Origin of the sequence: Aeromonas sp. RU39B, assembly GCF_900156095.1 — a bacterium.
Lineage (GTDB): Bacteria > Pseudomonadota > Gammaproteobacteria > Enterobacterales > Aeromonadaceae > Aeromonas.
Genome location: NZ_FTMJ01000015.1, coordinates 1 through 23,169, shown reverse-complemented (window position 1 = coordinate 23,169; position 23,169 = coordinate 1). Strand labels below are relative to the sequence as shown.

Here is a 23,169-nt window from a genome sequence, read left to right as displayed (position 1 = left end):
GGAGGAAATGAAGATGTTTTTGCCACAAGAAATCATTCGCAAGAAACGTAACGGTGAGGCCCTCTCGGCCGCCGAAATTCGCTTTTTTATCGATGGCATCACCCGTGGAACCATCGGCGATGGTCAAATCGCTGCGCTGGCGATGGCGGTCTATTTCCGCGACATGACCATGGACGAGCGCGTGGCGCTCACCTGTGCCATGCGTGACTCCGGTATGGTGCTGGCGTGGGACCACCTCAATCTGGGTGGCCCTATCGTTGACAAGCACTCCACCGGCGGCGTGGGTGATGTGGTCTCTCTGATGCTTGGCCCGATGGTGGCGGCGTGCGGTGGCTTTGTGCCGATGATCTCCGGCCGTGGCCTCGGCCATACCGGCGGCACCCTCGACAAGCTCGACGCCATCCCCGGCTATCAGACTTCGGTCGATAACGACACCTTCGTCAAGGTGGTGCGTGAAGCGGGCGTGGCCATTATCGGCCAGACCGGCGATCTCGCGCCGGCTGACAAGCGTATCTATGCAGTACGTGATGTCACCGCGACCGTCGAGTCAATTGCCATGATCACCGGCTCGATCCTCTCCAAGAAGCTGGCCTCTGGCCTGCAGGCGCTGGTGATGGACGTCAAGGTAGGCTCCGGCGCCTTTATGCCGACCTTTGCCGCCTCTGAAGAGCTGGCCAAGAGCATCGTCGCCGTGGCCAATGGTGCTGGTTGCCGCACCACTGCCCTGTTGACCGACATGAACCAGGTGCTGGCATCCAGCGCCGGTAATGCGGTGGAAGTGCGTGAGGCGGTGCGTTATCTGACCGGTGAATACCGCAATCCGCGTATTCACGAAGTGACCCTGGCCCTGTGCGCCGAAATGCTGGTCTCTTCCGGTCTGGCCACTGATGAAGCGGCTGCTCGCAGCCAATTGCACAGTGTGCTGGATAGTGGCAAGGCGGCCGAGGTGTTTGGCCGCATGGTGGCAGGACTTGGCGGCCCGGCTGATTTCGTCGAACGCTACGATCACTATCTGCCCAAGGCGGCCATTGTGCGTCCGGTCTATGCCGAACGCAGCGGTATGGTGACCGCCATGGAGACCCGCGAACTGGGTCTGGCCGTGGTGGCCATGGGTGGCGGTCGCCGCGCACCTACCGACCAGCTTGATTATGCCGTGGGGCTGACCGACTTCATTCGTCTGGGACAGTCCACCGGTGCCGACAAACCGCTCGCCCTGATCCATGCTCAGAGCGAGGAACAATTTGAGCAGGCCGCCGCCATGGTGCGTGCCGCCATCCAGGTGGGTGACGAAGCGCCCGGGCCCTTGCCCGAGGTCTATCGCCGCATCAGCCTGGCCGACTTGTAACAAGGGGAAGTCCCATGAAACGTACCTTTATCCTGATGATGGACTCTTTCGGTATCGGTGCTGCCGCCGATGCTGCAAAGTTTGGTGATACCGGCTCCAACACGCTCGGTCACATTGCCAAGGCCTGCGCCGAAGGCAAGGTGGCAGGGCGCGGTGCGCTGAGCCTGCCCAACCTGAGCAAGCTCGGGCTGGGGCATGCTTGCGAGCTCTCCAGCGGCACCTTCCCGGCCGGTCTGGATAGCCATGCCGAGGTGATTGCGGCCTACGGCTATGCCAAGGAGCTCTCTTCGGGCAAGGACACCCCGTCCGGCCACTGGGAGATCGCCGGGGTACCGGTACTGTTTGACTGGGGCTATTTCAAGGATCACACCAACAGCTTCCCGCAGGAGCTGCTGGATCTGATTGTTGAGAAGGCCGGCCTGCCGGGTTATCTCGGTAACTGCCATGCCTCCGGTACCCAGGTGCTTGATGATCTGGGTGAAGAGCACATGCGCACCGGCAAGCCGATCTTCTATACCTCTGCCGACTCGGTGTTCCAGATTGCCTGCCATGAAGAGACCTATGGTCTTGAGAAGCTCTATGACCTGTGCCATCTGGTGCGTGAGCTGCTCGAGCCTTACAACATCGGCCGGGTGATTGCGCGTCCGTTTGTGGGCGAGCGTGCCGGCGCATTCAAACGCACCGGTAACCGTCACGATTATTCGGTGCTGCCGCCAGCCCCGACTGTGCTGGATTACATGAAAGATGCCGGTGGCCAGGTGGTCTCGATCGGCAAGATCGCCGATATTTATGCCCACCAGGGCATCACCAAGCAGGTGAAAGGCACCGGTCTGACCGAACTGTGGGATCGCACACTGGAAGAGGTGCAGGCGGCCGGTGACAACACCATCGTCTTTACCAACTTCGTTGACTTCGATTCTGCTTACGGTCACCGCCGTGATGTGGGTGGCTATGCCGCTGCGTTGGAATATTTTGACTCTCGTCTGCCGGAGCTGTTTGCCCTGCTGCAAGAGGGCGATGTGGTGGTGATCACCGCCGACCACGGCTGCGATCCGACCTGGGGTGGTACTGACCATACCCGCGAGCACATTCCGGTGATCTTCTTTGGCAAGCCGGTCAAGGCCGGCAGTGTTGGCGGTCGTGAGACCTTTGCCGACATTGGCCAGAGCATTGCGGCCTATCATGGCCTGCCCAAGTTGCAGTACGGCACCAGCTTCCTGTAACTTAGCCGCCCGCCGTTGCGGCGGCTGGCAGAAAACGACAACAACTCAATTTAGTGTGAAGGAATCAAGAAATGGCAACTCCTCATATCAACGCGAAAGATGGCGCCTTTGCTGACGTAGTTCTGATGCCGGGTGACCCCCTGCGTGCCAAATACATTGCCGAAACCTTCCTGGAAAACGTCGAGCAGGTGTGCGATGTGCGCAACATGTTCGGCTTTACCGGCACCTACAAGGGCCGTCGCATCTCCGTGATGGGCCACGGTATGGGTATCCCCTCCTGCTCCATCTATGCCAAGGAGCTGATCACCGACTACGGCGTGAAGACCCTGATCCGTGTGGGCTCCTGTGGCGCCGTGCGTGAGGACGTGAAACTGCGTGACGTAGTGATCGGTATGGGTGCGTGCACTGACTCCAAGGTCAACCGCATGCGCTTTAAAGATCACGACTTTGCCGCTATCGCCGACTTCGATCTGGTTGCCAATGCCGTGCAAGCTGCCAAGAACAAGGGTGTTGCCGTACGCGTTGGTAACCTGTTCTCTGCCGACCTGTTTTATACCCCGGATCCTTCCATGTTCGACGTCATGGAAAAGTACGGCATCCTGGGTGTCGAGATGGAAGCTGCCGGTATCTACGGGGTAGCCGCCGAGTTTGGTGCCAAGGCTCTGACCATCTGCACCGTCTCTGACCATATCCGCACCGGCGAGCAGACCAGCTCCGAAGAGCGTCAACTGACCTTCAACGACATGATTGAAGTGGCTCTGGAATCGGTACTGCTGGGCGATCTGTAATCGTCCATCAAGTAAAACGGCGGCCCGATGGCCGCCGTTTTGTTGTTTGGGATCAGCGTCCCTGCCGCGGTTTTCTGCGCCGCGCTGGCGCGCGCCGGGTGACCATACCGCTGTTCTCTTCCTCGGGCGTTACGCTCTTGTCGAGTTTCTTGTGCTTGCGTACCCGCACGTAGTGACGACGCACGCCAAACGAGATGAAAAAGCCCGCCAGCAGAGTCACCATCAGCATCAGGCGCACCTGCTCGGCTTGATGGCGCTGCCGGTCACGAATCGGCTTGAGCTGCTGCTCCTCTTCGAAGGTGATGCGCAGGTAACCGAGCGTCTCTTCGCCCGCTTTGACCTCTTCTACAAACGGCTGACGCCCTTTGCCCTGTGCGGGCTGGGTTGCATTGTCGCTGCCAATCGGTAGCAGGGCATCCAGCGGCAGGGCATTACCCGACTGGGCGATGGGCACCCCACGCTGGTCATAAAGCGTCACGTCAGTGATCAGCGGATCCTTGGCAAGGTTATCCGCCATCAGGGCCAGCTCGCTTTTATTTTTCTCCTGCAGCCAGCGGCTCATATTGCGGGCAGCATAACTGACCAGTGCCTGGGCCTGCTCACGGGCCTGGGCATTGAGGGTCCGCTCATTCTCGTTCTGAATGCGCAGGGACATGACAACCACCCCGCCGCAAAGCAGGGCGCCCAGGGCCAGACTGACCACGCGCTTGAGGGGCATGTAACGCAAGAAACTGACTCCAGGAAGGCAGAAGTGGCCGGATCTTGGCCCTTGCCTGCCCAAAATGCAATACGCTACTCTGGCCGCACTTTGTTAACAGGAAATGTCACAGTGATACGGATTTCGTCCCTTCCTTCCCATCCGGCCGAATGGGCGGCCCATTTGACCGGTTCGCCGGCCTGGGCCATCAGTGCCGGCCAGCTGTTACCTCAGTCCGAGCCCCATAAGAGCGCCTGGCTGGTGGCCATTGGCGCCATTGATGCGGCGCTACTCGACCTGCTGGCCAGCGAGCTGGCGGCTGCAGGGCTGGCTGCCAGCCTCTATCCACTGCCAGATTCGCAGCTACCGGCTCTGCTGATCGGCTGTGAGCGTTTCAGCCCCGAGTTAGCCGAGCGGCTGCGCACCGGCACCTGGCCGTGCGATGTGTGTCATCTTGCGGCGCTGCCGACCCTCTGTGAGCCGGGCCTGCTGGTGATGGACATGGACTCGACCGCTATTCGCATCGAGTGCATCGACGAGATTGCCCGGCTGGCCGGGGTTGGTGAACAGGTCGCAGCGGTCACGGCCGCCGCCATGCAGGGCAAGCTGGAGTTTGCCGACAGCCTGCGCAACCGGGTCGCGCTGCTGGCCAATGCGCAGGTCACTATTTTGGATCAGGTTGCCGCGGCCATGCCCTGGATGCCGGGCTTGGTCGAGCTGGTGGGGGCGCTGCGCAAAGCCGGCTGGAAGGTGGCGATCGCCTCGGGCGGCTTTACCCGTTTCGCCGGTGAATTGCAGCGGGCGCTGGGTCTGGATGCCATCTTTGCCAATGAGCTGGAGATGGACGGCGATCACCTGACCGGCCGGGTGGCCGGTCGGATTGTGGATGCAGCGGTCAAAGCCGAGGTGTTGACTGCGCTGGGCGAGCAATACGCCATTCCTCACGCCCAGCGAGTGGCGGTGGGCGATGGCGCCAACGATCTCAAAATGATGGCGGTGGCCGGGCTTGGTATTGCTATCCACGCCAAACCGGTCGTTCAGGCACAGGCGCCAGCCTCGATTAAGCATCACGATCTGGATGGCGTCCTGACGCTGCTGCAGGTGAGTCAGGCGGCCGCAACACGCTGGTAATCAACCCACACAGGGGAGGGGCGATGACATTGGTTCAGCACTCTTTACAAGTGCCGGTGGGAGAACACTCCCTGCATGTCCGGTGCATCTCTCCCGCTCTGCCGCTGCAGGCCGAGCCTATTTTGATGGTGCATGGTGCCATCGAGAATGGACGGATCTTCTATACCGAGTCAGGCAAGGGATTGGCCTGTTTTCTGGCCCGCAATGGCTATGAGGTGTATGTCGCCGACCTGCGCGGTCGTGGCGGCAGCAAGCCGGCCATTGCCGAGCGTGCCGATCACGGTCAGTTCGAGCTGATTACCGAAGATATTCCGGCGCTGCAGCGCTGGATTGAGGCGCGTCATCCCGGCCACCCGGTGCACTGGATGGCGCACTCCTGGGGCGGCGTGTTGATGGCCTCGACCTTGGCTCGTTTTCCCGAGCTGGCCCGCCAGGTGGCCACCCTGACCTTCTTCGGTACCAAGCGCAGCGTGTCGGTACAGGGGCCGGAGCGCTGGCTCAAGGTTGATCTGGTCTGGAACCGGTTGGCCCCCTGGCTGGCTCGTCGTCACGGATTTTTTGCCGCGCGTCGTTATCGGGTCGGTGCCGATGATGAGCCGCTTGGTTATCTGGAGGAGAGCATTCCCTGGGTAAAGGGGGAGGCGTGGCACGATCCCCGTGACGGATTTGACTATCACGCGGCAGCAGGCAAGGTGGCTTGGCCACCCCTGTGGATGATTGCTGCGCAGGCCGACCGGGTGCTTGGCCACCCGACCGACGTGCAGCGTTTTCAGCAGGAGATGCAGGCTGACGGGCGCTTTACCCTGCTCGGCCGTGGCAACGGCCAGCGCCTCGATTATGACCACATCAACATGCTGACCGCCCCGCAGGCGCAGGACGATCACTTCCCCGAGTTGCTCAGCTGGCTGTCACAGCCGCAGGGTTGAGCCCCAAGGCAAACAGGGTGGCGGCCGTGGTATCGATCAGGTCGCCCACTCCCACCACGCTCCATAGCTCCTCTTCCAGCTGTTTTGCCTTGTGGATCGCAAACTTGGCGATGTAGTCGAGCTCGTTGGCAATGAAATTGGTATCGGGCCGGCCGGTGCGCGAGATAGTCACTCTGATCGAGAAAAACTGGCCATTTATCAACGCATCTTCCACAAATCGGCGCCGCGCCGTCGCATCCGGGAAAGCGGCAACCGGCTGGCTTTCGCTGTGCGGCAGGCCCGCATCGTCATGCCACAGGTGCACATAGACCTCTTGCTCAAGCGGCGGCTCTTCGCGCTGGCGATGGCGCAGCGGCGTCAGCACCAGAGCCTTTTGTAGCTCCCCTTGCAGCAGTGGCGCCAGGTTGTCGAATTGGGGCCGCTCGGCACAGGCGCCGAGCAGCGAATCGAGTGTTCGTGGCTGGGGTGAGCGACCCACCGCCGCCACTCGCACACCGGTACGGCCCTTGTTGACGTAGAACGACGGGTTGAACAGGTGGTGGGTGAACAGGTTTCTCAGGCAGCGCGCCAACCCGCGGTAACGGCGCCCTTCGCGTACCGCCTTGAGCTTGTCCTGATTGCTCTCAATGAGCTTGGTAAAGAACAGGCGGCCGGTGTGCAGGTCGGGATGCCCTTCGATGCACAGGTGCAGCACGGTGCCGGCGGCGTTGCAGTTTACCACCCGATAGGGAAGGTTACGCAGGTCCAAGCTCTTGGAGAGCTCCTGCAGCCGTGGCAGTGACAGGGTAATCACATCATTCTTGCTGCACGGCAGTCCCTCTTCGAGCTCAACTTGCAGACCGTGAGTCGAGATGTCGCGGGTCCAGCCGATGTGGGTCTTGTCGTCGTGGCGAATGGCCACCGCCGTTTTGTGGCTATAGCGCCGTTCGCGGCGCAGCTGAATGTAGTGCAGACTCTCCACCTCGAACAGAGGCTGTGAGACGGCATGACCGAAGATTTGCAGGTCGTTGGCATTGCGGTCGCTGGGGCCGCTGACCTGATAGTCGGTATGGGTGAGCTCATTGTCGATCTGCTGTAGCAGGCCGACATAACCGAATTGGGCCAGACGCTGTTGCAGCAGCATATCTTGCTGGGGCGATATTTCGCTGGGCAGCAGGCTGCTGGCATCGGCCTCAACCGGATGGCAGGCCTCGACGGTCAGGCGAAAGACCCGCCAACTAGCCCGCCGTGAGCCGACTTGAAAGAAGAGATCGCGAAGACCCGTCTGCTGCAGCTCTTCACGGCTGGCCGAGAAGAAGTAGATGTGGCTGCGCACCGTATGGGTGAAGCAGTAGAGCAGGGTCTCTTTGAGCGGGCTACTTTGGCGCAACAACGCCTGCATGCGCAGAGCCGGAAATAGCCCGGCCAACATGTCGCGGTTTTTTTCGTCGCGCCAGTATTCCAAAATGGGCTGGTTGTTTTCTGTTTTGAGCACAATCTCGAGATTGGGGGCATCGCCGGTGGCGAAGAACAGCGGCAGGCCGCTCATGCGCGGCAGATAGAACTGCTCGTAACCTTTGACCACCGCCGCCGAGAGCAGGTAATCGACACTGATGCGATAGCGGCTCTTGTTGTTCTCGATGAACTGGTGCAGATAGCTCTCCAGCTCGGTGTTTTCCCCCATTTTGACCAGACGCAGCCAGATGCGGTCATCGCGGCTCTCTTCCCCCAGAATTTGATAGCTGTGGGAGCGATAGAGCACAGGATCCGGGAAATCATGCTCGAGACCGGTAAAATGGACCTCCACCTCGTCACCCGTCTGATAGGCGGGCAGATGAGGAACCAGAACCCGGATGCCACCGACTGACAAATCTGAAGTGCGGGCAAAGATGCGCTCGCCGCTGGCCAGTTTAAGCAGCACTGGCGAGCTGAAGTGCATCCGCTCTTCGCGCCGGCCGTAGTAGCTGGCAAAGGGTACCCGGCGCACGTCATACTGACGCAGCGGACTGTCGGGCTGGGTGAGGGGGCGCTCCTCATTGCGAATGCGCAGTTGCTTGCTCTGCCACGCCATCAGCGCCTCGTAGACCCCCAGGGTATACTGGTCGCGATAGAGATAGCAGTGGGAGCGGAACAGGGCGTTGGCATCGGCAGGCATCATGTGGGTAATGCCCTGATAGATCACCACCTCGCAGTCATCGGCAAAGTGATCGCGCAGGTCAATAACCCGCTGACACGGCGTACAGAGCCGCTTAATTTCCATTTTCAACAGAAAGCGCTGATTGGTGCTTTCGTTATGGGTGATACGTTCAAACAGCTCATCAAAGTCGGGCTCCCGCAAAAGCGGGATAAGCTGTTCGAGCAATGAGTGGTCGATGTCGCGTTCCATGCATTCCTGCGCGCTGTTGTCGATCGATGAGGGTCGGCGAGAGAGCTCCGACAAGTGGATACAAGTATATCAAGTATCGGAAAAATCTGTCTTATGAGATGTCAGGATGGCTAAAAACAAAACTGCATACGTATGCTCCGAGTGCGGGGCTGATTTCAACCGCTGGCAGGGCCAGTGCACCGAGTGTAAGGAGTGGAACACCATTACCGAGGTGCGCCTTGGCAGTGTGACGCCGCGTGGTAGTGGCGCAGCCCGCTTCAGTGGTTATGCCGGCACGGCCGGCAGCAAGGTGCAGACTCTGGCCGAAATCGCCACGACCGAGATCCCGCGCTTTACCTCCGGCTTCAAAGAGCTCGACCGGGTGTTGGGCGGTGGGGTGGTGCCGGGCTCGGCGATCCTGATTGGCGGTAATCCCGGTGCAGGTAAATCGACCCTGTTATTGCAGACCATGTGTGGTCTGGCCGAGCGGATGAAAACCCTCTATGTCACCGGGGAAGAGTCGCTACAGCAGGTGGCCATGCGCGCCAGCCGGCTGGGATTGCCTACCGACAAGCTGCGTATGCTCTCCGAGACCAGCGTCGAGCAGATCTGCCTGATTGCCCAGCAGGAGCAGCCGCAGATCATGGTCATCGACTCGATTCAGGTGATGCATGTGGCCGATGTGCAGTCAGCGCCGGGGTCGGTCTCTCAGGTACGCGAGGCCGCCGCCCTGCTCACTCGCTTTGCCAAGCAGAACCATGTGGCTATTTTCATGGTCGGCCATGTCACCAAGGACGGTACGCTGGCCGGTCCCAAGGTGCTGGAGCACTGTATCGACTGCTCAATTCTGCTCGACGGTGGCCATGACTCTCGCTTTCGGACCCTGCGCTCCCACAAAAATCGCTTTGGCGCTGTCAATGAGCTGGGGGTGTTTGCCATGACCGGGCAGGGGATGCGTGAAGTGAGCAACCCTTCCGCCATTTTCTTAAGCCGTGGTGAGGAGCAGGCTCCGGGCTCGATTGTGATGGTGATCTGGGAAGGAACGCGGCCGCTGCTGGTGGAGTTGCAGGCGCTGGTGGATTACTCCCAGCTCTCCAACCCACGCCGGGTGGCGGTCGGGATGGACCATAACCGGCTGGCTATGCTGCTGGCGGTGTTGCACCGTCACGGCGGCTTGCAGATGGCCGATCAGGATGTGTTTATCAACGTGGTCGGTGGCGTCAAAGTGGAAGAGACCAGTGCCGATCTCGGTCTGCTGCTGGCGATGGTCTCGAGCTTTCGCGATCAACCTCTGGCGCGCGATCTGGTGGTATTTGGCGAAGTGGGGCTATCCGGCGAGATCCGCCCGGTGCCATCGGGGCAGGAGCGGTTGCAAGAGGCTGCCAAGCATGGTTTTCGCCGCGCCATCGTGCCCTGGGCCAATGCGCCCAAATCGCCGATTGAGGGAATGGAGGTGGTGCCGGTCAAAAAACTGGCCGACGCACTGGAAGCGCTTTAAGTTCGCAGCAGTCCAGCGCCGTTCATGATTGCCTGCCACCCCGACATCCCCCATCTGGATAAAAGGGGTGGCGTATGGCGTACAAACAGATACACTCAAATGATAACTATTATCATGTTGGTGGATCGAATCATGAAATCGGTGTGGACGCTGCTGCTACTGGTTGTCCTGCTCATGTTGCTGTTACTGGGCAGGCACCATCCTTACTGGTTAGGCTCGGCCGGCTTTTTGTTGGCGGCCTGGATGCTGCTGGAGCCCCGCTGCCGGGCGGGGCTGATCATTTTACCCATTGGTGGCTTGGCCGGTGCGGTGACGCTACTGCTGCAACATCGCTAGTATCAGGCTCATGCCAGCTCGGCGCTCAGCTTTTCCATGGCCAGTTTGAGCGCCTTGCGAACCTTCTCTTCCATCTCTTGCCGCTTGTCCGGGCCGAGGAAATAGATCATGTCCACGTTGTGGCGGATATAGTGGGCGGGTAGCTGGTTGAGGGTGAGGCAACAGAGGTCGGCGAGTTGGTCGGGGGTCAGGCGCTGTGCCAACGCCTCTTCGCGCAAGGCTTGTAGTACCAGATATTCGTAAAAGTTGTGAATGTCGCTGTCCAGCTTCATGACCAGTCTCCTTGTCGCGTGTCGAGGAGAAGCATAACCAAAGCAAAAAGCCCGTAACATGACGTCACGGGCTTTTTTACAAATCTATGGTGCGAAGAGAGGGACTTGAACCCTCACGCCCGGGGGGCACTAACACCTGAAGCTAGCGCGTCTACCAATTCCGCCACCTTCGCACATTGTGTTTCCAGTTTGATTGACATGCTCTGGAGAAGCATGGTGCGAAGAGAGGGACTTGAACCCTCACGTCCGGGGGACACTAACACCTGAAGCTAGCGCGTCTACCAATTCCGCCACCTTCGCACATTGTGTTCCAGTTTGATTGACATGCTCTGGAGAAGCATGGTGCGAAGAGAGGGACTTGAACCCTCACGTCCGGGGGACACTAACACCTGAAGCTAGCGCGTCTACCAATTCCGCCACCTTCGCACATTGTGTTCCAGTTTGATTGACATGCTCTGGAGAAGCATGGTGCGAAGAGAGGGACTTGAACCCTCACGTCCGGGGGACACTAACACCTGAAGCTAGCGCGTCTACCAATTCCGCCACCTTCGCACATTGTGTTCCAGTTTGATTGACATGCTCTGGAGAAGCATGGTGCGAAGAGAGGGACTTGAACCCTCACGCCCGGGGGGCACTAACACCTGAAGCTAGCGCGTCTACCAATTCCGCCACCTTCGCACATTGTGTTGCCGTTGAAGCTTTACATGCCTCGGCCAGGCATGGCAGTCATGGTGCGAAGAGAGGGACTTGAACCCTCACGTCCGGGGGACACTAACACCTGAAGCTAGCGCGTCTACCAATTCCGCCACCTTCGCATCGCTGCGGAGGGGCATTCTATAGAGTTTTCATAGGGCGTCAACAGTAAAAAGTGACTTTCTCCGTGTTGCGCCCAGGTTTGCCATCCAATGGCTTAAAAGTTGTGCGTCTTGCTGCTTAATGCGGCTTGGCCAGTGCGTTGCGATACATCTCTTCATACTGGATGACCGAGTCGCTCCAGTTAAAGCGGGTACGCATGGCGCGCAGCTGAACCTGATGGAATTGCTCGGGCTCTTGCAGATAAAACAGCAAGCTGCGGCGCAGAGTATCGAGCAGCATCACCGCATTGGGCTCAACAAAGCTAAAGCCGGTTGCGTGGTGCGGATCCCGTTCGATATCAGTCACCGTATCCTTGAGGCCGCCCACGGCACGGACCAGCGGCAGGGTGCCATAGGCCAGGCTGTACATCTGATTGAGACCGCAGGGTTCAAACAGGGATGGCATCAGGAACAGATCGGCACCGGCCTCGACCAGATGCGCCAAGCGATTGTCATAGGTATTGAGAAACGCCAGCTTGTCCGGATATTGGCTGGCCATCTGGGTCAGCTGTTGGGCCAGCAGCGGATCGCCGGTTCCGACAATCACCACCTGAACCCGATGGTGCAGGAATTTTTCCAGCGCCGGCAGCAGCAGCGGCACCCCTTTTTGCTCTGTCAGGCGACAGACCATGCCGTAAATGGCCACCGGCTCGACCGGCAATCCCAGCTCTTCTTGCAGGGTTTGCTTGCAGATGGCTTTACCTGCCATGTTGTCGGCACTGTAGGTGGCCGGCAGATAGTGGTCGGTTTGTGGATCCCAGTCGCGATAGTCACAGCCATTGATGATGCCGCACAGATCGTTTGCCCGTTCCTGAAACGAAGAGGCCATGCCATGGGCACCTAAGTGGGTCAGCAGCTCGTCGGCATAGTTGGGACTCACGGCATTGATCTTGTCGGCGTAGAAAACACCGCACTTGAGGAAATTGATGGGCGCGCTGTAGGGCTGTCCCAACTGCGAGTAGTTCCCGACTACTTCCGGGACGACCCACAGTTGCTGGCGATCAAAAATCCCCTGAAACGCCGCATTGTGAATGCTAATGACGCTACGGGTGGCCGCAAAGAGGGGCGAGCCGCCGTAGCGGGTGCGCAGCAGCATCGGCACCAGCGCGGTATGCCAGTCATTGCAGTGAATGATGTTTGGCTGGAACCCCAGCACCTCACAACTGTGCAGCGCCGCCGAGCAGAAGAATGCAAAGCGGGCGCCGTTGTCGTCGTAGGCGTGGTTGTTCTCGGCGTAGAGCTGCTCGCGCTCGAAGTAGCGCGGGCAGTCAACCAGCAGTAGCGTCAGGTTATCTTGCTGTAACTTGAACAGTTGATAGGGCACAGACTCCATGCCCGGAGCGATCGGCAACTCGGCTGAGGCCAGCAGCGTCGCTTTTTCCCGATGTTTGAGCGTCTTGTAAAAGGGCATGACGATCATCACGTCATGCCCGCGTTCGACGAGACTCAGAGGGAGGGCGCGGGCTACGTCCGCGAGCCCTCCGGTCTTGGCAAAACCTTCTACTTCCGAAGCAACAAACAGGATCTTCAGGGGTTCAATAGCCAACTCTTGCTCCTTTGGGAACCACGACGATACCGCCTTCCGAGACGGTGAACCGTTCTCTGTCATGGTCCAGATTTTCACCGATCACGGTGCCGGGTGCAATTTCGACATTCTTATCGATGATCGCGCGCCGGATTGAGCAGCCTTCCCCAATCTTCACATCACCCAGCAACACCGACTCGCTGATATGGGTGCAAGGGCCGACATTGCAGCGGAAACCCAGCACGCTGCGCTGAATGGTACTGCCCTGGATCAGGCTGCCCACGGAGATAAGGGCATTGGAAATCTTCACCTTGCAGTTTTCGGTATCCACGAAGGTGGCTGGCGGCAAGGGCGGATAGTAGGTGTGCAGCGACCATTTGCGGTTATACAGGGAGAAGGGCGGTTGGTCTGCCACCAGATCCATGTGCGCCTGCCAGTATGCATCAAGGGTACCCACATCACGCCAGTAGACGGTGGAGGGCTCGCCCGGGATGATGTTGGTGCTGTAGTCGTAGACATAAACTGGCGCACGGGGGAACAGATCCGGGATGATGTCTTTACCAAAGTCGTGGCTGGAGTTCTCTTTGGCCGCATCACGCTTGAGCTCACGATAGAGCGCCTGGGTTTCGAAGATATAGTTACCCATTGAGACCAGCGCCCATTCCGGCTCGCCGGGGATGCTCTTGGGCTGCTTGGGTTTTTCCTCAAAGCCGACCATGCGCCCTTCGGTATCGACTTCAATCACCCCAAACGAACTGGCTTCGCTGAGCGGCATCCGGATGGCCGCAACGGTCATGGCTGCCTGCTTTTGCTTATGGAAGCTGACCATCTGGCTGACATCCATCTTGTAGATGTGGTCAGAGCCGAAGATGGCTACGTGGTCAGGATCGGAGAGTTCGATAAAACGCAGGTTTTGGTAAATAGCGTCAGCGGTGCCGTCATACCAGCGTTTGCCCATACGCATCTGGGCCGGGATGGGGTCAATGAAGCGGTCGGTGATACCGGCAACGTTCCAGCCCTTCTTCATGTGCAGATAGAGGGACTGGGACTTGAATTGGGTGAGAACATAGATACGCAGGAAGTCGGCGTTGACGAAGTTGTTCAGGACAAAGTCAATCAGACGGTAAGTGCCGCCAAACGGTACTGAGGGTTTGCTACGAGTCGTGGTTAATGGTTGTAAGCGGGTCCCTTCGCCCCCCGCCAGAACCATAGCAAGTAATCCGGCCATATCTATCTCCGTGTCCTTATAATCCATTGAAAAGGTTTTCAGGTGAAGCCATAAAATTACCCCCTAGGGGGTAACTGTTCGACGTGTTTGAAAATTACCGTGGATGAGGTAATTAATCAACGCCTAATGGACTCTACCAGAACTTTTTTACGGATCGGCAGCTTCGATTAATTTTTCTTTTTGCCGCAGCTGTAGACCCTGAACCGCTTGTCGTCTGCCACCGTCGCGATACGATTGAAGCCTTGCTCCAATACAGGTTGATAGCGCAAAAATGCGTTGGCGACAATGGTTATTTCACCATCTTGCAACAAGTGATCAGGGGCATTGCGAAGGAAGGTCTCGGTGGCCGCATAGAAGGTTTTCAGACCGGCGTGGAACGGTGGATTCGAGACAATATGTTGGAATTTTCCTACGATATCGGAGTAAACATCGGAAGCATGCACGTTACCCGTGACACCATTTGCTGCCAGCGTGCGGCGGCTCGACTCCAGCGCCAGAGCACTGATATCGACCAATTCCAGACTCAGTGACGGATAACGCTTGCCCATGGCGCAGCCCAGCACACCGGCACCGCAGCCAAAATCCAGCACCCTGCCACCGAGCGCGGGTAGATGTTCCAGCAGCAGGCGTGAACCGTTGTCGAGCTCGGCCGAGCTGAATACGCCGGGCAGGGCGTGGATCTCAAGCGGCAGCTCTGCAAGCTGGCACTGGTAGCGCTGCACCCACTGTTCCAGATCAAACGGCGCAACCGGCTTGGTCAATTGTCCGTGATAGAGCGATGCGCGGCGTGCCGAGTCGCGCTTGATGGGCTTGTCGCCATAGCTGGCCAGCAGTTTGTCGGCGCCGTTGATACCACCACGGTTGTCACCGGCAACCAGCAGATCGGCGCCAGTCTCGAGAGTGGGCGCCACCATGGCCAGCAGGAATTGCGCCTCTTGTTTGGCCTTGGGCAGCAGCAGCAGCACGGCATCATAGCGAGTCGTTGGGCTGAGCTGGTGGCCAAACTGCAGTTGTCCTGGCAGCCGCTCCTGATATTGGCGGTAGTAGCAATAATCCGTGGTAAACACCTCCAGCGATGCAACGTGCTGACGCAGCAGCAACGGCAGGTCATCCTCCAGCAGGCCGCAAACAAGCAGGCGCTTGCCATCAAACAGACTCAGGTTGCGTTGCAGCATCTCGCTGACATTGCCAAGTGGATTCATGAAGCATCTCCGAAGGTGTGGGGGCACATTATACATGCTGTCGGACTATTGACATTTGCGGGCGCTTCCCAAAAGATGCAGGAAGACAATTTTTATGCAGGAACGGGTGATGCACCTCATCGCGCTGAAACGAAAATCCACCAAGGCTCTGAAAAAATCCGGGCCGGTATTCGTCTGCGCGTAAACCCCGAGTCTTGTGACAATATCGACCCCGGTTGCGCCAATGGTGAACCGGGGTTTTTGTTTATCTTTCAACTGAATAAAGATGCAGACAGAACGAGGAGTGCTCATGTTTCAAGGATCGATCGTTGCCCTGATTACCCCCTTTCGCAACGGACAGCTGGATGAAGAGGCTCTCTGCCGCCTGGTCGAGTGGCATGTAGAGCAAGGTACGCACGGAATTGTTCCGGTGGGCACCACAGGTGAAAGCCCGACCCTGACCCATGATGAGCACTGCCGCGTGATTGAGCTGGTGGTCAAACAGGCCGCTGGCCGTGTGCCGGTGATTGCCGGTGCCGGCTCTAACAACCCGATTGAAGCCATTGAATACACCCGTCATGCCCAGCGCGCCGGTGCGAATGCCACCCTGCATGTTGCCGGTTACTACAACCGTCCCAATCAGGAAGGGCTCTATCACCACTTCAAGGCGGTGCATGATGCCACCGAGCTGCCGATCATTCTCTACAACATCCCGCCGCGCGCCATCGTGGATATCCAGCCGCAGACCATGGCCCGGCTGGCCGAGTTGCCGCGTATTGTGGGGGTTAAGGATGCGACCGGTGATCTCTCCCGCCCCTGGAGTGAGCGTCAGCTGATTAAAAAGTCCTTCACCTGGCTCTCTGGTGAAGACGGCACAGCCGTGGCTTACAACATCAGTGGCGGCAGCGGCTGCATCTCGGTCACCGCCAACGTGGCGCCAAAACTGGTTGCTGAAGTGCAGAATCTGACGCTGGCTGGCCGCTGGGAAGAGGCACGCGCGCTGCAGGATCGCCTGATCCCGCTGCACCAGGCCATGTTCGCCGAGCCGAGCCCGGCCGGAGCCAAGTATGCCGCGTCACTGCTCGGTTTTTGCACCGAAGAGTGCCGCCTGCCGGTGATGCCGCTCTCTGATGCCACCAAGACCCGCATTCGTTCTGTTATGACCGAGTTGGGTCTGTTGGAAAAATAATGCGGATTGGATCGCTTTTTTAACCGGCAGTTCATACGAAGGGTTTCATAAGGGGCTAAAATTCCAGCGTTTCTTCAAGGAGAAGGTATGCAGGACTGGGCCCCCGAGCGCTACGACAGTGTCGAGCACCTCTGCGAAGTGGTGCTCGGCGCTATCAAGGAGAAGATGGATGCGCATTTTGTCTGTCTGGTCCTTCATGAACCCGACTCCAAGATTCTCTGGCTCTCGGCAACCGACAAGCTGACTTGCCATCCACCGAGCGCTGAATCACGCCTCCCTACTGCTTTCCTCGACAGTGCCCTGCTCAGTGGCCAAATCCAGTGTGAACCTTTTACCTTACCTGTGAGTACTTGGGATCAGGCCGAGCCACCGCTTAGTCAGGTGCGGGCCGCCATTCCGCTTAAACGCAGTCAACATCTGGCTGGCGTGGTCTATCTCGAGACCTGCCGTCGGGTGGATCGGCTGGCTGCCAGCCAGCGTCATCCTCTGCAACTGCTGACCCACTATCTGGCTGCCGAGCTCGAGACCCGCATCTTGTCCGGCCGCATTGATGTGGAGCGCGATGAGCTGCAATTGGTGCGCCGCGATCTCGATCAGAGCCTTCAGGTACAGGACTCTCTGCTTACCCTGCTGCGCTCCTTGCATCAGGTGGGGTTACTACTCTCTACCTGCCAAAGTGAGTGCGAGTTACTGCGCCAGGCGGTCACGCTGGCGCGCAGCCAGCTCGAGGTGGATCGCATGGCGATTTTCTTAGTGGATGAAGATCAGCGGACCATGCGCGGCAGCTGGGGAACGGCGGCCAGCGGTGAGCTGATTGATGAGTCGGATGTCGCGGGTGAGCTTCCCGCCAAGCCGATGATTCGCCAAGTGTTGTCGAGCAAGGATCGGGTGGTGGTGCAAGAGCAGGTGCCGCTTTATCAATCTGGTCAACAGGTGGGGCGTGGCTGGTTGGCCATGATTTCGCTGTGGCACGATAACCGGCCGCTTGGCTGGATTGAAACCGATAACCTGCTGCTGCGCCGCCCCTGGCAGCGCTATCATGCCGAGATCTTCAAGCAATTTGCCGCCACACTCTCACATCTGCTTTTGCGCCAGCGCACTGAAGAGGCGCTGCGCCGCCTTAATCAGGAGCTGGAGCTGCGCGTGACCGAACGTACCGAGCAGCTGGCCCGAGCCAATGACCTGCTGGAACAGGCCAATCGTCAGCTGTCAGCCATGAGCCTTGAGGATCCTTTGACCGGCATCGCCAATCGTCGTCACTGGGATCTGTTTGTTGCCACCGCCTGGGAGCGGGCGCGTCGTGCCAGCTCGCCGCTAGCGGTGCTGATGCTGGATGTGGACGACTTCAAGTCTTACAACGACAAGCTGGGCCATCCGCAAGGGGATGACTGCCTGCGCCGGATCGCGGCAACGTTGCAGGATTGCGAGCGGCGGCGCAGCAATCTGGTGGCGCGCTATGGCGGTGAAGAGTTTGCTATTTTGCTGTTCGAGCCACAGCACGGCGAGGCCGAGATGCTGGCAGAGCGTATCCACCGCGCCCTCGATGATCTGGCCATCGCTCATCCCGGCTCCCGGGTCGCATCGAGTGTCACGGTCAGTATCGGTCTTAGCTACATGATTCCCTCGGCGGAGACTGATTGGTCGCAGCTGATAAGCCGGGCCGATCAGGCGCTCTATCGCGCCAAAGCGCAAGGGCGTGCTTGTACCCACCCCTTTCTGTAACGACAACCTCTGTCTGTCTTGCCTTATGCAGCTCGATGCAGCGCACAACTGCGCGGCGTGAGGCTGGGCGCCATCGCCTGCTGCGAGTACAATCATTCGACAAATTGTGGTGAAGGAGACCGCGACATGCTGTTGACCCGCTTCAGTGGGCTGATTTTCGATCTCGATGGAACCCTGGTGGACTCGATGCCCCTCCATCTGGATGCGTGGCGTCAGACTGCTCTGGAATTCGGTTTTCGCTATGACGGTGAGTGGCTTTACGCCCTTGGTGGCGTGCCGAGTCGCAAGATTGCCGTGATGTTGGGTAAAGCCCAGGGGATCGAGATCGATGTGGAGGCGGTCACCCGCTGCAAGACCAAACACTATGTCGCCAACATGCACAAGGCGACTGCATTTCCTGCCATGAAGGCGCTGGTGGAAGCGCATTTTGGCAAAGTCCCGATGGCCATCGGAACCGGCTCACCACGGGTCAATGCCGAGGCAGTGCTACGCAATGCCGGGCTGGATCGTTATTTTCCGGTGGTGATCACCGCCGATGACGTGGATCTGCACAAACCCAATCCGGACACCTTCCTGCTGGCTGCGCAGCGCCTTGGCGTCAAGGCTGGCGAATGTCTGGTGTTTGAGGATACCGGGATCGGTGAGCAGGCCGCGCACTCGGCTGGTATGGCGTGTGTGCTGGTCAGTGAGGGGATTCCCCAGCTGGGAGCGCTTGAGAAATAACAACGTCCGTTGCCGGCGGGACAGTCGGCAACGGTGTTTTTCAAAGAAGGATTACTGCTGTTCGCCCGAATCGTCGTTGCTGCGCGGGCCGTAAGGGCGCGAGCCCATAGAGACACGCGGTTTGCGAGCACGCTGAATGCTGACTTGCGGACGACCGGTCAGCATGGCGATGGTAGAAATCTTGGCCTTATAAACCAGTTGCTGGTTGCCGTGTGCATCGGTCAACAGGACGCTGTACTGATCGAAACCGCTGATGGTCCCTTCCAGTTTGATGCCGCTGACCAGGAAAATGGCGACCTGGGTGCGATTCTTGCGCAGCCAGTTGAGGGCGGAGTCCTGCCCGTTACCAAGAGAAAAGGCCTGCTCGATGGTGGCATAGCTGGGGGATTCGGTTGTCATAAGTTATTGTCCCGCGGAAACAGAGAAGTGGCGTCTGATTGTGCTAAATGGGCTCTGCCTTGTCAAAGCCATTCTGGGTCTTGCTGGTTGACGCGAGTGTGATCATGATCACTGCCAGGCTGGTTTGCTCCGGCCATCACTGCGATAATTGCCCCTTATTGACTACCCACTGAGAGAAGCCCTTGTTCGAGTCTGCGAAGGCCCCGCCGCTTTATCGGCACGATGCCTGTGCCTGCGAGGAGTGTGACCTGCTTATCCCGGCGACCGAACTCGCGGTGGGCGAGGTGCTCTGCTGCCCGCGCTGTGGTCATGTGCAGGCTCGTCATCAGCGCCTGCCCAGAATCCGGCCGCTCGCCTATGGCATGGCCACGCTGGTGATGTTTGTGCTGTGTAACTCTTTCACCTTTATGGGCTTTTCCAGTTACGGCCTCGGCCGCGAAATGAGTTTTCTGCAGGCTATCGGGGCGCTGGTGGATGCCGGCTATCTGTTTCTGGCGGTGGTGCTGAGTATTACCCTGATTGGCTTTCCGCTGGTTTATGTCGGCTCGATGATGCTGGTTATCTGGCGTCTGGACCGGCAACTGCACCCGAACGCCATGCGCTCGCTTGGCCGCATTCTTTGCCGAATCCGCCCCTGGCTGATGGTCGACGTGTTCCTGATCGGCGTCATTATTTCACTGGTCAAGCTGATGGCGATGGCAGACGTGACACTGGGGCTCGGTTTTTGGGCCTTTGTCGGCTATACCGTGCTGCTGATAAAGACCATATCGAGTCTGGATGTTCACTGGTTGTGGCAGCAGCTGTTTGGCCCGGTCGAGTTAGAGGCGCCGCTGGTTGCTGATCGCTCTGCCCGCGAACAAGCGCTGGTTGGCTGCCATGTGTGTGGTGCGCTTAATACGAGTCATCAGCATCGCTGCCGACGCTGCGCTAGTCATCTGCACAGCCGCAAACCTGCCAGTTTGCACCGAACCTTGGCGCTGCTGATTACGGCGGTGGTGCTCTATGTGCCAGCCAACCTCTATCCCATTATGGACACCGTGTTTCTGGGCGATGACAGCCCTTCCACCATCATGGGCGGCGTGATCCTGTTGTGGGAGCACGGCTCCTATCCGATTGCCGCAGTGATCTTTATCGCCAGCGTGATGGTGCCGATGGCCAAGCTGCTCTCCCTGTTCTGGCTCTGCTGGCAAGTGCGCGGTGCCGAGCTAGAGGCGCCCTACAGCAAGCTCAAGCTCTATCGCCTGACTGAATTTGTTGGACGCTGGTCGATGATCGACGTCTTTGTGGTGGCTATTTTGGCCGGATTGATTCGTCTGGATAACCTGATGACCATCTATCCCGGCCCCGCCGCCGTATCGTTTGCTGGCGTGGTGATCATCACCATGATCGCCGCCATGAGTTTTGATCCCCGTATCATCTGGGATCTGCATCAAGGAGAACGCGAACTTGAATGAGCGCAACAAGAGGTGGAAGGTCGGCTCGGATTTCCTGAGCTCGGCGGCCGCCGTCTGGATGGTGCCGCTGGTGGCACTGGTCATCGGTGGCTGGATGCTGTTCCAGCACTGGTATGAACAAGGTCCGCAAGTCACCCTGACGGTGGAGCGGGCCGAGGGCATCGTTGCTGGCAAGACGGCGATCCGCTCCCACGATGTGGATATCGGCCGCATCGAGAGTGTGGAGCTAAGCCGCGATTTCTCCCATGCAGTGCTCAAGGCGCGTATCGACAAGCAGGCTAGCGACATGCTGCGCGATGACAGCCTGTTCTGGATCGTCAAGCCACGGGTTGGACGCGAAGGGATCACCGGTCTTGGCACCCTGCTCTCCGGTACCTATATCGAAATGGCGCAGGGTAAACAGGGCAAGGCGCGCGATAGTTACAAGATTCAGGACAGCCCGCCGCTTGCCTCTGCCGGACAAAAAGGCATCCATCTGGTGCTGACCAGCCGCGAAACCCGTGCGCTCGGGGTTAATTCACCGGTGCAGGTGCAGGGTTATACCGTGGGTCAGGTTGAGCAGGTCAACTTTGTCCCCGAGAAGTCGCAGATGGAGTACAAGGTCTTTATCAAGGCGCCTTACGACACGCTGGTGAACAGCAACAGCCGGTTCTGGATGACGCCCGGTTTCGAGGTCTCGGTGACCAGCCAGGGCATGAAAGTGAAGATGGATTCACTGGAGACGCTGCTCAACGGCGGTATCACCATGGGTCTGCCTGCCGGTTGGGCCCCTGGCGATCCCGTCAAGGACAACAGCAGCTTCACCCTGTTCCAGGATCAGGCCAGCGTATTGGAGGGTAACCTCAACCAGTTCCTCTATTACGTCTTCCTGTTTGAAGACAGCCTGTCGGGTCTTAATCCCGGTGCCGCAGTGGAGTATCGCGGGGTGCGGGTCGGGACCGTGATCTCGGCGCCCTATATCGTGGATGACGAGCTGTCGGCGCGCTTTAACAAGCGCACCTTGCCGGTGCTGGCGCGCATTGAAGTGCAGCGCCTGAGTCAACGTGATGCCGACACCGATCACGAGAAGTGGCTGGCCCTGTTCGAGCAGCAGTTCCGCCAGGGGCTGCGCGCCAGTCTTCGCAGCTCTAACCTGCTGACCGGTAGCAAGATTATCGATCTGAACTTTGTACCGGATGCGCCCAGATATGTGGCCCAGACCATCAAGAACAAGCCGGTATTCCCGAGTGTGAGCGCCGGTCTTGACCAGATCGAGCGCAAGGTAAACAAGATCCTCGACAAGTTTGCCGACATGGATATCGCGGCCACGCTGGATCAGGTCAACCGGACGCTGGCGACCCTCGACAAGACGCTCGGCAGTGTGCGCTCGGTGAGCAACAATCTCGACAAGCTGACTGGCCAGAGCGCGACCCAGCAGATCCCGGCTTCGCTCAACCAGAGTCTGCAGCAGTTGCAGCAGACGTTGCAGGATTACGATGCCGGCTCGCGGACCAGCCGCGAGTTGCAGAAATCGATTCAGAGCCTCAACCAGATGATGCGTGAGCTGCAGCCGCTGGTGCGCTCGCTCAATGAAAAGCCCAGCGCCCTGATTTTTGATCGCAGTGCGCGTCCCGATCCCCAGCCCAAACGAGGTGACCAATGAAGCGTCGTGTTCTTGTCCCCCTGATTGCTCTGGCGCTCGGCGCCTGCAGTGCGACGACGCCGGCCATCCATTTCTACTCTCTGAGCCAAGGGAGCAGCAGCCACGCCAACAACTCGGTGGTACCGCAGCATGAGCTGCAACTAGCGCCGCTCACCCTGTCGGATCAGATAGATAGTGTCAATTTGGTTTATGAGCTGCCCGGTCACGAGTTGCAACTGGCCGAGCAGAATCGCTGGGCCGGTACGCTGGATAATCAGCTCGAGCAGCTGACGCTGGAGGGCTTGTCTGCCCGCCTGCCAGGCTGGGTGATTCGTGAAGAGGGCGGCAAAGGGCCGCGCCTCTCATTGCGGGTGCAGCAGTTTGCCGGCCGCTATGATGGCAAGGCGCTGGTGACGGTGCGTTGGCGCCTGATTGGCGAAGATGGCAAGGTGCTGCTCGACAAGTTGTTCCAGAGTGAGCGCCCCTTGCCGACCGATGGTTATAACGCGCTGGTCGGTGAGCTCGCCTCCAGCTGGTCGGCCCTGCTCGATGATGTCGCCAAAGGGGTGAGCGCCACACACTGATTGACGGTGAATCCAGAAAAGCAAAAGCCCCGCGAGTGAACTGACCCCATAAAGTTGGACAGTTAAAGATACGGGTTAAATCAAGAAGGCCTGAGTTCGGTACTGCACCGGACTCAGGCCTTTCAATTT

The 23,169-nt window shown here is 58.8% G+C and carries 20 protein-coding genes and 6 tRNA genes; 13 read left to right on the top strand and 13 right to left on the bottom strand.

The features are described from left to right. Positions 1-13 precede the first annotated feature (13 nt). The 3 genes from deoA to deoD all read left to right on the top strand — a co-directional run bounded on the left by deoA (position 14) and on the right by deoD (position 3,356). Positions 14-1,345, top strand: coding sequence for a thymidine phosphorylase (deoA, locus tag BW958_RS17350; RefSeq protein ID WP_076577253.1), 1,332 nt, complete (start codon positions 14-16; stop codon positions 1,343-1,345). A gap of 14 nt (positions 1,346-1,359) precedes the next feature. After that, positions 1,360-2,568, top strand: a complete 1,209-nt coding sequence (locus BW958_RS17345; protein WP_076577168.1) for a phosphopentomutase — start codon at positions 1,360-1,362, stop codon at positions 2,566-2,568. A 71-nt stretch (positions 2,569-2,639) separates the two neighbouring features. Next, entirely contained in the window at positions 2,640-3,356 is a 717-nt protein-coding gene (gene deoD / locus BW958_RS17340) for a purine-nucleoside phosphorylase (protein ID WP_076577167.1), read from the top strand. Positions 3,357-3,408: 52 nt separating this feature from the next. Here the strand turns inward: deoD and BW958_RS17335 are convergent, their stop codons facing one another. Then, positions 3,409-4,083: a YtjB family periplasmic protein gene (locus tag BW958_RS17335; RefSeq protein ID WP_083687390.1), complete on the bottom strand. Its 675-nt coding sequence runs from the start codon at positions 4,081-4,083 to the stop codon at positions 3,409-3,411. 105 nt (positions 4,084-4,188) lie between these two features. On the opposite strand from BW958_RS17335, the gene serB reads away from it, so the two are divergent. Together serB and BW958_RS17325 are read left to right on the top strand one after the other, a co-directional pair. Next, on the top strand, positions 4,189-5,184 hold the full coding sequence (gene serB / locus BW958_RS17330; RefSeq protein ID WP_076577252.1) for a phosphoserine phosphatase SerB: 996 nt from the start codon (positions 4,189-4,191) through the stop codon (positions 5,182-5,184). Between the two features lie 23 nt (positions 5,185-5,207). Further along, entirely contained in the window at positions 5,208-6,110 is a 903-nt protein-coding gene (locus tag BW958_RS17325; RefSeq protein WP_076577165.1) for an alpha/beta fold hydrolase, read from the top strand. On the opposite strand, the gene BW958_RS17320 is transcribed toward BW958_RS17325, so the two are convergent. Beyond that, on the bottom strand, positions 6,082-8,475 hold the full coding sequence (locus BW958_RS17320) for a PilZ domain-containing protein (protein WP_076577164.1): 2,394 nt from the start codon (positions 8,473-8,475) through the stop codon (positions 6,082-6,084). The genes BW958_RS17325 and BW958_RS17320 overlap by 29 nt on opposite strands. A 106-nt stretch (positions 8,476-8,581) precedes the next feature. On the opposite strand from BW958_RS17320, the gene radA reads away from it, so the two are divergent. Together radA and BW958_RS17310 are read left to right on the top strand one after the other, a co-directional pair. After that, entirely contained in the window at positions 8,582-9,952 is a 1,371-nt protein-coding gene (radA, locus tag BW958_RS17315) for a DNA repair protein RadA (RefSeq protein ID WP_076577163.1), read from the top strand. 132 nt (positions 9,953-10,084) lie between these two features. Next, the gene (locus tag BW958_RS17310; protein WP_076577251.1) at positions 10,085-10,288 is read left to right on the top strand and encodes a hypothetical protein; all 204 of its coding nucleotides are present in this window, start codon (positions 10,085-10,087) and stop codon (positions 10,286-10,288) included. A gap of 8 nt (positions 10,289-10,296) precedes the next feature. Here BW958_RS17310 and BW958_RS17305 read toward each other — a convergent pair whose 3' ends face one another. The 10 genes from BW958_RS17305 to rsmC form a co-directional block, all read right to left on the bottom strand. Beyond that, positions 10,297-10,560, bottom strand: a complete 264-nt coding sequence (locus BW958_RS17305) for a late competence development ComFB family protein (RefSeq protein WP_076577162.1) — start codon at positions 10,558-10,560, stop codon at positions 10,297-10,299. A gap of 87 nt (positions 10,561-10,647) precedes the next feature. Beyond that, a tRNA-Leu gene (locus tag BW958_RS17300) sits at positions 10,648-10,733 on the bottom strand. 41 nt (positions 10,734-10,774) lie between these two features. Further along, positions 10,775-10,860 (bottom strand) — tRNA-Leu (locus BW958_RS17295). Between the two features lie 40 nt (positions 10,861-10,900). Beyond that, a tRNA-Leu gene (locus BW958_RS17290) sits at positions 10,901-10,986 on the bottom strand. A gap of 40 nt (positions 10,987-11,026) precedes the next feature. Next, positions 11,027-11,112: transfer RNA gene (locus BW958_RS17285), tRNA-Leu, on the bottom strand. A 40-nt stretch (positions 11,113-11,152) separates the two neighbouring features. After that, a tRNA-Leu gene (locus tag BW958_RS17280) sits at positions 11,153-11,238 on the bottom strand. Between the two features lie 51 nt (positions 11,239-11,289). Next, positions 11,290-11,375 (bottom strand) — tRNA-Leu (locus tag BW958_RS17275). 118 nt (positions 11,376-11,493) lie between these two features. Next, positions 11,494-12,960: a glycogen synthase GlgA gene (gene glgA / locus BW958_RS17270; RefSeq protein WP_076577161.1), complete on the bottom strand. Its 1,467-nt coding sequence runs from the start codon at positions 12,958-12,960 to the stop codon at positions 11,494-11,496. After that, positions 12,950-14,167, bottom strand: a complete 1,218-nt coding sequence (glgC, locus tag BW958_RS17265) for a glucose-1-phosphate adenylyltransferase (protein ID WP_076577160.1) — start codon at positions 14,165-14,167, stop codon at positions 12,950-12,952. Before glgC ends, glgA begins: the two co-directional genes overlap by 11 nt. Positions 14,168-14,334: 167 nt before the next feature. Further along, on the bottom strand, positions 14,335-15,369 hold the full coding sequence (gene rsmC, locus BW958_RS17260) for a 16S rRNA (guanine(1207)-N(2))-methyltransferase RsmC (protein ID WP_076577159.1): 1,035 nt from the start codon (positions 15,367-15,369) through the stop codon (positions 14,335-14,337). 289 nt (positions 15,370-15,658) lie between these two features. On the opposite strand from rsmC, the gene dapA reads away from it, so the two are divergent. From dapA to BW958_RS17245, 3 genes are all read left to right on the top strand, one after another. Continuing rightward, positions 15,659-16,537 (top strand): 4-hydroxy-tetrahydrodipicolinate synthase, encoded by an 879-nt coding sequence (gene dapA, locus BW958_RS17255; protein WP_076577158.1) that lies wholly within the window; start codon positions 15,659-15,661, stop codon positions 16,535-16,537. A gap of 87 nt (positions 16,538-16,624) precedes the next feature. Beyond that, positions 16,625-18,259 (top strand): diguanylate cyclase domain-containing protein, encoded by a 1,635-nt coding sequence (locus BW958_RS17250; RefSeq protein WP_076577157.1) that lies wholly within the window; start codon positions 16,625-16,627, stop codon positions 18,257-18,259. A 126-nt stretch (positions 18,260-18,385) separates the two neighbouring features. Beyond that, positions 18,386-18,982 carry an HAD family hydrolase gene (locus BW958_RS17245; RefSeq protein WP_076577156.1) on the top strand — a complete coding sequence of 199 codons (597 nt, stop codon included), beginning with the start codon at positions 18,386-18,388 and terminating at the stop codon, positions 18,980-18,982. Between the two features lie 51 nt (positions 18,983-19,033). Here the strand turns inward: BW958_RS17245 and hfq are convergent, their stop codons facing one another. Beyond that, entirely contained in the window at positions 19,034-19,381 is a 348-nt protein-coding gene (gene hfq, locus BW958_RS17240) for an RNA chaperone Hfq (protein WP_076577155.1), read from the bottom strand. A gap of 182 nt (positions 19,382-19,563) precedes the next feature. Here hfq and BW958_RS17235 point away from each other — a divergent pair, with 182 nt between their 5' ends. From BW958_RS17235 to BW958_RS17225, 3 genes are read left to right on the top strand one after another with little or no spacing between them, the layout of a single operon-like run. Beyond that, complete coding sequence (locus tag BW958_RS17235; protein WP_076577154.1) at positions 19,564-20,835, top strand: paraquat-inducible protein A; 1,272 nt, start codon at positions 19,564-19,566, stop codon at positions 20,833-20,835. Further along, positions 20,828-22,477, top strand: a complete 1,650-nt coding sequence (gene pqiB / locus BW958_RS17230) for an intermembrane transport protein PqiB (RefSeq protein ID WP_076577153.1) — start codon at positions 20,828-20,830, stop codon at positions 22,475-22,477. The genes BW958_RS17235 and pqiB overlap by 8 nt, the downstream gene beginning before the upstream one ends. Then, positions 22,474-23,040, top strand: a complete 567-nt coding sequence (locus tag BW958_RS17225; protein ID WP_076577152.1) for a PqiC family protein — start codon at positions 22,474-22,476, stop codon at positions 23,038-23,040. The genes pqiB and BW958_RS17225 overlap by 4 nt, the downstream gene beginning before the upstream one ends. Positions 23,041-23,169 lie beyond the last annotated feature (129 nt).